The sequence below is a fragment of the Mycobacterium sp. genome (genome assembly GCF_025933915.1).
Taxonomy (GTDB): Bacteria; Actinomycetota; Actinomycetes; order Mycobacteriales; family Mycobacteriaceae; genus Mycobacterium.
This window is the reverse complement of record NZ_JAICZA010000214.1, coordinates 1-6,187: the sequence shown is the minus strand read 5'-3', so window position 1 is coordinate 6,187 and position 6,187 is coordinate 1. Positions and strand designations below refer to the sequence as shown.

The following is a 6,187-nucleotide window of genomic DNA, read 5'->3' as shown; positions in this document are numbered from 1 at the left end:
CTGGAGGGTCTTGCCGGCTTCGACCTGGACCGAGTACTCGTGCGAATCGTTGTAGCGGTCGACGCTCCCGATTTCCTGCGTCCACGGATTGTTCGCCTGGAAGCTGACCGCGACCGGCGAGTCGGCGAACGCCGGCAGCGCGAGGCAGGCAGCGGCGATGCCTAGGGTGGCGGCGGCAGCGAAACGGGAAAGGCCGGAAGCTGACATGGGAGATCCTCGCGCTGGATGGGAATGGCTCGCGCGGAACGCGGGACGGAACGAAGCGGGAAGCGGAGCGTCCCCGGCGCTCTTCGCGGCATCCCGTATCTTGCGGCGTAGCCGCGGCCGCTGCAAGCGCCGCGGCCACGGCTGTCCGGCGGTGGCGTCCGTCACCGTTGCCGGCACGCTCTCCCGTCCTTCACGGAGGTCACTGCACCCGCGACGGCCTGTACCGTGCGGCTGTAGCAGGCGCCATTGGAGGCCTTGAAGGTGTAGCTCTGGGTGGCCTGTTGCCCGGTGGGGCCGGTGAAGTTGCCCGTGGGATCGAAGTTCAGGGTGTCGCTCGTGTTGTCCGTTTGCTGACGGCTGAAGGCGAAGTGGCCGCCCGGGCCGGCCTTGCTGTATTGCAGCGAAAAGTTCTGGGCGACCGTGGTGGCCTGGGTTTGACTGCCGTTCGCGGCGACCTGGAAGTTGATGTCCATCGTCAACGGGAACGCCCAGTTCGCCGTGGCATTCGCCGGGCCATCGTCGTAGGGACGACCATACGAACGCTGCAACGCGGTGCTGGTCTGGGTGATGTCCTGCACGAAGGCCGTGTTGCTGTTGGTTACCTGCTGGCGGTTGTTGAAACGCACGTCCTGCACGACATTCGAGGAGACCCGACCGTGCGGCGTATCCAGATAGCCGCGCGTCACCAGGCTGTGATGCGAGCTGACATCGAAGGTGTAGTGGATGCCGTCGGGGTTGGCGGTGTTCTGCTGGACGGGATGCACGCCCGAGTCGGCGTCCTGCGTCAGTGCCCCGGTCAGTTGCCACACGCCGGCGTCCCGGTACAGCAGCAGCGTGGCCGCGGTGTCGAAGCGCTGGCTGTTGTTCTGGAAGGTCGGATCTCCGGTCACCACGCTCACGGAAATCGTGTGCGGCTGGCCGTTGTCCAGCAGGCCGGCGAACGGCGTGATGTCGATGCGGTAGGGTTCGAACTCGAGCGTCTGCACTCCGGGAATCGGTCGCCACAGGTAGGGGTCGACGCCGCCGGTGTACACCCATCCCGAGATCGGCACGATGCCGGCCGGCTTGCCGTCGATCGCGACTTCGGCTTCGCGGAAGGCGGTGCCGCCGCAGTCATTCAACTGCGACGCATACGGCTCGGGAAAACACGAATACCAGAACTCGTCGCCCGATTGTGGTTCCGGCGTGACTTCCAGATACGCGCGATCGATATTGGTAGGCAGGGTGAAGGTGCGCGACATCGGCGTCTGGTCCGTATAGATCGAAACGGTGTTGCCGGCAGGATCGCTGCCCAGCGAAAGCACCTGATCGGGCACGCGTCGTGCCGGGAATTCCGGTGTCGCCGGATAGAAGTCGAGTTCGGCGCTGCCGGTGATCGAGCCGTTGTAGGTGCTGTTGTAGATGTTGTAGACGACCGCGTCGCCGGGATGCGGAGCCATCAGCAACGAGGACAGCTCGGTGACATCGCGCTCGACGTGCCAGCTCGGGCTTCGCGACGCGGACGGTTCCGGGGTGGTGCCGAAGTAGAGGTTGACGCCGCCCACCCATACGCTGGCGGTGCGGTCGAATTGGCGGCCGGTGGTGACATTGAAATCGGCCTTGAACACCACCTTGTTCCACGGACCCGCGCAGCCGGCTGGCGGCGAGTAATCGAACGGGTGGGCCGAATAATCGTCGAAGGTGCCGGTGGGCGAGTTGGCGGTGTAGAGCTTTACGACGCAGGGCGTTTCCGGCGGCACCGGCACCAGCGGGTCGGCGACCGCGACGCCGGTCTCGCCGATGGCGATGGGCGGCCCGACAATGGGTTCCGGCGCCATCGCAGCGGCGGCGCTCATCGCGACGAAAACGGTTGTGGCCAGGATGATGGGAAGACGCGGAGATCTGGTACGCGACGCTTTGGACATGGCGTTCTCCTGTTGGGCGAGAGATTCCCCCGGATGGAGCCCTGACAGCCTAGCACCAAATGCACCGAAACGTTACACATATGGATGCGGGATTTACATGTGCAACACGGAGCCGGCACCGCCAAAAGCGAGGGCACGGTTTTTCCGGCCGCCCCGACGCCCGACGATCGTGATTTGGCACAATGGGCTTTTCGTTTGCCGGATTTCTGCATGTTGTTGACGCTCGCCATCGTTGCGGTCACCTGCGTTGTCTCGTGGATGGCTTTCAAGAACGCCGGGCTGCTCGACCGGTTGCTGCTGTGGCCGCCGGCGATCGAGCGCAAGCACGAATACTGGCGGCTGCTGAGCTACGGCCTGGTGCACGCGGATTTCCAGCACCTGCTGTTCAACATGATCACGCTGTACTTCTTCGGTAGTGCGATGGCGTGGCTGTACGCGCAGCACCTGGGGCCGCTCGGGTTCCTGTGGTTCTATCTCGGGGGTCTGCTGGTGTCGATCCTGCCGACCTACATCGCCAATCGCCGCAACACCAATTACCGCAGCCTAGGCGCCTCGGGCGCGGTGTCGGCGGTGCTGTTCGCCTACATCCTGTTGTCGCCGTGGTCGATGATCCTGGTGTTCGTGATTCCGGTGCCCGCGATCCTGTATGCGGTGGCGTTCGTCGCCTATTCGGTCTGGGCGGACCGAAGCGGCCGCAGCTACATCAACCACAACGCCCACATGTGGGGTGCGGCCTACGGGATCGTGTTCACGGTGATCATGGAGCCGCGGATCATCCCGTTCTTCCTGCGGCAGTTGCGCAATCCGCACTTCGGATCTTGAGCGCGGTTACTCGTGTAAACGGGTGACGCTTCCGGCCAACCCAAGAAGAATTCCGACACGGATCAACGCGGATCGATACCATCAAGAGCATCCGCGTCGATCCGGGTCAAATGCTTTGTTGCTTGCATGCGGAGCCTGAATAGTCGAAGCTGCGGCGGCATTACAATGGATGGTTGTGGCGCGCGGCACCCCCGCGTCAGCCCACGCACCGGAATGGCCATGACCGAATCCAGCACGCCGCGCCCGTTGCCGGGCAGCAAGTTCACGAGTCCGCAGGGCACCCGCGCGGTCAAGGACGGAATTCGGCCCAGCAAATTGAGCGGCCTTCCCGACGCGGATCGCAAGCCGCCGTGGCTGCGGGTGAAGCTGCCGGCCGGGGCGAAGTACGAGGAAATCCGCGATATCGTCCGCAGCCACAGGCTGTCGACCGTCTGCGCGGAATCGAAATGTCCAAATATCGCCGAGTGCTGGGGCCGCGGCACCGCCACTTTGATGCTGATGGGCTCGGTGTGCACCCGGGCCTGCAAGTTCTGCTCGGTTTCGACCGGCAATCCGCACGGCTGGCTGGATCCGATGGAACCCGCCAGCGTCGCCGACGCGGTAGCGCTGATGGACCTGAAATACGTGGTGCTGACCTCGGTCGATCGTGACGACCTGCCGGACGGCGGGGCGGAGCATTACGCCGCCTGCATTTGCGCGATCCACGCGCGCTCGCCCGAAACGGCAGTCGAGGCGCTGACCCCGGATTTCGGCGGACGCCACCAGTACGTGGCGACGGTTCTCGATGCAGGATTGGCCACTTACGCGCAAAACATGGAAACGGTCGAAAGATTGACGCACCCGGTGCGTGATCCCCGTGCCGGCTACCGGCAGACTCTCGGCATCCTCAAGTTCGCCAAGTCGTACGCGCCCCAGACGGTCGTCAAGACCAGCATGATGCTGGGCCTCGGGGAAACCGACGACGAGATCGACCGCACCCTCGACGACATCCGGGCGGCCGACGTGGACGTGGTGACGATGGGCCAGTACATGCGACCGACCCGCAACCACCTGCCGGTGGAGCGTTTCGTCACGCCCGAGCAGTTCCACCATTACCGCGAGATGGCGCTCGCCAAGGGCTTTCTCGAAGTGGTGTCGGGCCCGCTGGTCCGCTCCAGCTACCGCGCCGAGCAGGTGCTCGAGCACAACAACGTCGGCCTCGATGCGGCGGTTGCCGACGGAATCCGGCAGTCGCTGCGATGCTGAGCGGCCGGGTCGCCGCCGCGGCCCCCTTCCTGGTGCTCGGCGCGGCGGCGGTCCTCGCCGGCGGCGCGACCGCCGCCGCCATCGCCTACCACCCGACCGAGCATCTGGTCTGGATGGCGGCCTACCTGGTGCTGGTGGTGGGTGCGATGCAGTGGGTTTTCGGCGCGGGCCAAGCTTGGCTGGCCGAGCGGCCCCCGGCGATCGGAATGGCCTGGGCCCAATGGGCGCTGTTCAACCTCGGCAACGCCGGTGTGATCGGCGGGACCCTCTGCAACCGAACCGGCATCGTGGCCACGGGGACGCTGCTGTTCGTCGCCGCGATCGGCTGGTTCCTGTACGGCGTCCGCCACAGCCGCCGGCGCGGTTGGAGCATCGCCTACCGCGTCCTGCTGGCGCTTGTCTTCCTGAGCGCCGGCATCGGCCTGGGGATTTCGGCGGTCTCCACCGGCCGGGCCTGACGCCGCTCAGCTCCACGGGATCGCTTGTTTCAAGAGCCCCCGCAACCGATCCTCGCCGGCCTCGGCCAGCCAGCCTTGGGCCTCGTGAAAATTGGCCGAGTCGAGCTGGGTGCGCAGGACGCCTTGTGCACCGATCCGGGTGAACACCAGCAACACGTTGCCGAAGGACGCCTCCATCAGGGCCGCCTGCCACTGGCCGCCGTGTTCATCGTCGAAACTGCGCATGGGAAGGGAAGGGTATCAACAAGATACGTGCGGCCGTGGCCGGTTCATGCGATAATAACCGTGCATGATGCTCGGCGGTACGCACATGACGACTTGGAAAGGTGGGTGCCATTGCGGCCGGATCGCCTTCGAGGTCGATGGCGGGATCGACGCCGTGGTGGAGTGCAACTGTTCGCATTGCCGGCCCAAGGGCTACCTGCTCTGGTACCGGCCGCGCGAGGCGTTGCGGCTCTCCACGCCGGAGGCCGACATGAGCACGTACCGGTTCAACAGGCATGCCATTGCCCACCATTTTTGCCCGGTTTGCGGCGTCGCGCCGTTCGCCGATGGGGAGCGGGATGGTCAACGGATGGCGGCAGTAAACGTGCGCTGCCTGGAAGGCGTTGAACCGACGGAACTGAACATCAGGCACGTCGACGGACGCAGTTTTTAGCAGGCGTCGGCGCAGCGGGGATGTTCCCTCTCGCTCGATCAAGCTCGCCAGACCGGCCCGCTGGGACGGCGCGCGAAGCGACAACATGAGGAAAGCTGCAGTGGTCACAAAACGGAACAGCAAGCCCGCCGGCAAGGGCGGCAAGACAGTCCGCAAGACGGCGGCCAGGAAAAGTACGTCGACCAAGGCGGCCGCCCGCCCGCGCAAGGCCGCCAAGCCCGCGCCGAAGGAGATGCGCGCGGTTGCCGCGAAGAGCCGCTCGGCCGCGAACTCCAGGCCGTCGCCGGTCGCCAAGCCCAAGGCGGCCGCGAAAAAAGCGGTGACCCCGGAGAAGAAGGCTGCAGCCCGGCCGGCTTCGGTCAAGACCGCCGCGAAGGCGGTTGCGGCTGCCCGTGCCGGTGCTGCCAAAAGGCGACCGCCGTCCTATATCCCGCGTTCCCGCTTCAGCGACGACTGGTTGCCTGCAGGCCCGGTGGAGCTGCCGCGCCAGCCGAACCCCGCTGCGCATACGCCTACGCGCAAGCCGCCGAAGCCGCGCGCGCCCAAGCCGAAGGCGATCAGTCACGAACAGGCGGTCGCGAACCTGAAAGCGCTGCTGGAATCGCGCAAGCGCAAGGACCGGGGCGGTGACGCCGGCGGTTCCGCGGCCAAAGGCGCCTGATGCGGGCGCCTTTGCGGACTTGTGACGCGGGCCGCACGGTTAGCGCTTCTATAACAAAACTCTTCAGTTTAGATTTACCCGAATGTGGGATACTGCAGCCGTCTCCACGAGGGTCGATAGCCATGCAAAAGTCCGCTTCGCTTCGCAACAAGCTGATGGTCGCCTGCGCGCTGGTCGCGGCGGCGGTGCTCGCCACTCCGGCTGCGATGGCTCATGAGCATCATGGCCACGG

General features: G+C 65.5%; 8 protein-coding genes. 5 read left to right on the top strand and 3 right to left on the bottom strand.

What is annotated here, in order from left to right; all coding sequences use genetic code 11:
- Positions 1–207, bottom strand: a 207-nt coding sequence (locus Q0W90_RS22340) for a hypothetical protein (protein WP_297776695.1), incomplete at its 3' end; no start/stop codon positions are given.
- Between the two features lie 161 nt (positions 208–368).
- Positions 369–2,111, bottom strand: coding sequence for a peptide-N4-asparagine amidase (locus Q0W90_RS22335; RefSeq protein ID WP_297776693.1), 1,743 nt, complete (start codon positions 2,109–2,111; stop codon positions 369–371).
- A gap of 210 nt (positions 2,112–2,321) precedes the next feature.
- Between Q0W90_RS22335 and Q0W90_RS22330 the strand changes: the two genes are divergently transcribed.
- From Q0W90_RS22330 to Q0W90_RS22320, 3 genes are all read left to right on the top strand, one after another.
- The gene (locus Q0W90_RS22330) at positions 2,322–2,933 is read left to right on the top strand and encodes a rhomboid family intramembrane serine protease (RefSeq protein ID WP_297776691.1); all 612 of its coding nucleotides are present in this window, start codon (positions 2,322–2,324) and stop codon (positions 2,931–2,933) included.
- A gap of 219 nt (positions 2,934–3,152) precedes the next feature.
- Entirely contained in the window at positions 3,153–4,178 is a 1,026-nt protein-coding gene (lipA, locus tag Q0W90_RS22325) for a lipoyl synthase (RefSeq protein WP_297776688.1), read from the top strand.
- Complete coding sequence (locus Q0W90_RS22320; protein ID WP_297776686.1) at positions 4,172–4,636, top strand: hypothetical protein; 465 nt, start codon at positions 4,172–4,174, stop codon at positions 4,634–4,636. Before lipA ends, Q0W90_RS22320 begins: the two co-directional genes overlap by 7 nt.
- Positions 4,637–4,642: 6 nt before the next feature.
- On the opposite strand, the gene Q0W90_RS22315 is transcribed toward Q0W90_RS22320, so the two are convergent.
- Positions 4,643–4,861, bottom strand: a complete 219-nt coding sequence (locus tag Q0W90_RS22315) for a hypothetical protein (RefSeq protein ID WP_297776684.1) — start codon at positions 4,859–4,861, stop codon at positions 4,643–4,645.
- 64 nt (positions 4,862–4,925) lie between these two features.
- Here Q0W90_RS22315 and Q0W90_RS22310 point away from each other — a divergent pair, with 64 nt between their 5' ends.
- A complete protein-coding gene (locus Q0W90_RS22310) occupies positions 4,926–5,294 on the top strand; it encodes a GFA family protein (RefSeq protein ID WP_297776683.1) in 369 nt (122 codons plus the stop codon).
- A 100-nt stretch (positions 5,295–5,394) separates the two neighbouring features.
- A complete protein-coding gene (locus Q0W90_RS22305) occupies positions 5,395–5,955 on the top strand; it encodes a hypothetical protein (RefSeq protein WP_297776681.1) in 561 nt (186 codons plus the stop codon).
- Positions 5,956–6,187 lie beyond the last annotated feature (232 nt).

Bases quoted from the DNA above. Each gene is read 5' to 3' on its own strand.
- Q0W90_RS22335 (WP_297776693.1), bottom strand. From the start codon at position 2,111: ATGTCCAAAGCGTCGCGTACCAGATCTCCGCGTCTTCCCATCATCCTG.
- Q0W90_RS22330 (WP_297776691.1), top strand. From the start codon at position 2,322: ATGTTGTTGACGCTCGCCATCGTTGCGGTCACCTGCGTTGTCTCGTGG.
- lipA (WP_297776688.1), top strand. From the start codon at position 3,153: ATGACCGAATCCAGCACGCCGCGCCCGTTGCCGGGCAGCAAGTTCACG.
- Q0W90_RS22320 (WP_297776686.1), top strand. From the start codon at position 4,172: ATGCTGAGCGGCCGGGTCGCCGCCGCGGCCCCCTTCCTGGTGCTCGGC.
- Q0W90_RS22315 (WP_297776684.1), bottom strand. From the start codon at position 4,861: ATGCGCAGTTTCGACGATGAACACGGCGGCCAGTGGCAGGCGGCCCTG.
- Q0W90_RS22310 (WP_297776683.1), top strand. From the start codon at position 4,926: ATGATGCTCGGCGGTACGCACATGACGACTTGGAAAGGTGGGTGCCAT.